2 protein-coding genes are annotated in these 1,598 nt (G+C 39.0%); one reads left to right on the top strand and one right to left on the bottom strand.

From position 1 onward, the window contains the following. The coding region (locus tag QMA12_RS21965; protein ID WP_356948042.1) for a helix-turn-helix domain-containing protein at positions 1–194 on the bottom strand (194 nt) is incomplete at its 3' end. 508 nt (positions 195–702) lie between these two features. Between QMA12_RS21965 and QMA12_RS21960 the strand changes: the two genes are divergently transcribed. Next, positions 703–1,407, top strand: coding sequence for a 4'-phosphopantetheinyl transferase superfamily protein (locus QMA12_RS21960; RefSeq protein WP_290211498.1), 705 nt, complete (start codon positions 703–705; stop codon positions 1,405–1,407). The last annotated feature ends 191 nt before the right edge of the window (positions 1,408–1,598 follow it).

The raw sequence follows: 1,598 nt of genomic DNA, 5'->3' as shown, positions 1-1,598 counted from the left end.
CTAACAATACTCGTTTCATGAAGTTGTAATGCCTGAGCAATCATCGACGTTGACCAACCTTCAGAACGAAGTAAAACAGCTTTAATTCGATCTCGAACACGGCCATCACGACTTGCATCGTGAAGGGCTTCAAGAGCTATTTTTTGCTCTGTGGTCAATTTGATGTTTTTCATGAGGTATATCATGATCCTCATTATTGTATAAATCAAGTACCTTCATTGATCACGGGTATACTCATAGATATAGGTCTTGTTGTCATTGTTGTGATCCTTATCAAACGATTCAGATAACGGTTTAACACACCTACAAAAATGATAAAACGTGAACTCGGTTACGAGTGGTATTAAGCTTTGATCGGCAAAATCATTAAGAGCATAAAAGTGATCATTTACAAGTGATTTTAGTGATCAAAGCTGGAGATAATATGCACTACAAGTCACGAGTAGTGGGGCTTACAGAGCGAATTGTAATCTATGGCGGGGATTTCCCTAGAACCCCTTTTAGTGGCTGTCCAGGCTTCAGGCCAATCATTGCTTGAGGCATCATTTCTCAACTTTACTTCAATGTGTCTTTAGCATATAATTAACCAGATGAAATAAGCTGAATTGTAGTTTTGAAGTTAACTGTACCAAAAGAGCTAAATTCAGCTACATAAAAATCAACCAATTACTATCGATAGGCTGGCAGCCCCTCCCCCGTTAAATGAAATTTATAACCAACCTAAACAGGCTCCACCTGATCAATTACCCTGACATCGTTTGCTTCCAATGCCGTTACGATATAAAGGAGTATTCAGACGAGTTATTTTCTTTTTATGAAATCTCTGATGAATTTGAGCGAATCAGCAATGCGGTTGTTAAACGAAAAGCGGAGTTTTTAGCTGGTCGTTATTGCGCTCGCTTGGCTCAAGAAGCCATAGGTTTGCAAGTGGCGAAGTTACCCGTTGGCCAACATAGAAATCCAATTTGGCCAGAAAATACCAACGGCAGTATCACACATTCCGGACACTTGGCTTTTGCCGCGGTTGCGCGTAGGAGTTTAGTGCCCTACTTTGGTATTGATTATGAAGAAGTCATGGAGCCCGATTTAGCTGACAAGTTGATGCACACAATCATTAATAATCAAGAGAAGCACTACTTTGAAAAATTTCAATTTAGCTTTTCATTTATGCTAACTTTGGCATTTTCTGCCAAAGAAAGTCTATTTAAAACACTTTATCCTTTGGTTAATCAATACTTTGATTTTTCTGCTGCAGAATTGATCGACTTCCAGTACTCAAATAATCAATTTACCCTTCGACTGACAGAGCAACTGACACCTTTACTCAATAAAGGAATGGAATTTACTGGGCATCTGACCACTTATGAAAACAGTTTGTTGACTTTTATTAGTTATCAACCAAAGTAGTCTTGTTGCAATGAATAGTACAATCAAGTTGTCATGGGAGGAGGTAAGTTGTAAACGTCTAGCAAAGTGCACCTGCCAGTAACTCGTCAAAGCGATTAAGCTATTTCCGAATTTCAATTAGGAGATAGCCATGAGAAAAACGCGTAGCCTTGAGCAATGGCGCAACATTATCGAAGAGCAACAAGCCAGTA

The sequence above is a fragment of the Pseudoalteromonas sp. APC 3893 genome, from assembly GCF_030408095.1.
GTDB lineage: Bacteria > Pseudomonadota > Gammaproteobacteria > Enterobacterales > Alteromonadaceae > Pseudoalteromonas.
Note: the sequence above shows the minus strand (reverse complement) of the source record. Positions and strands in the feature narration are given on the sequence as shown.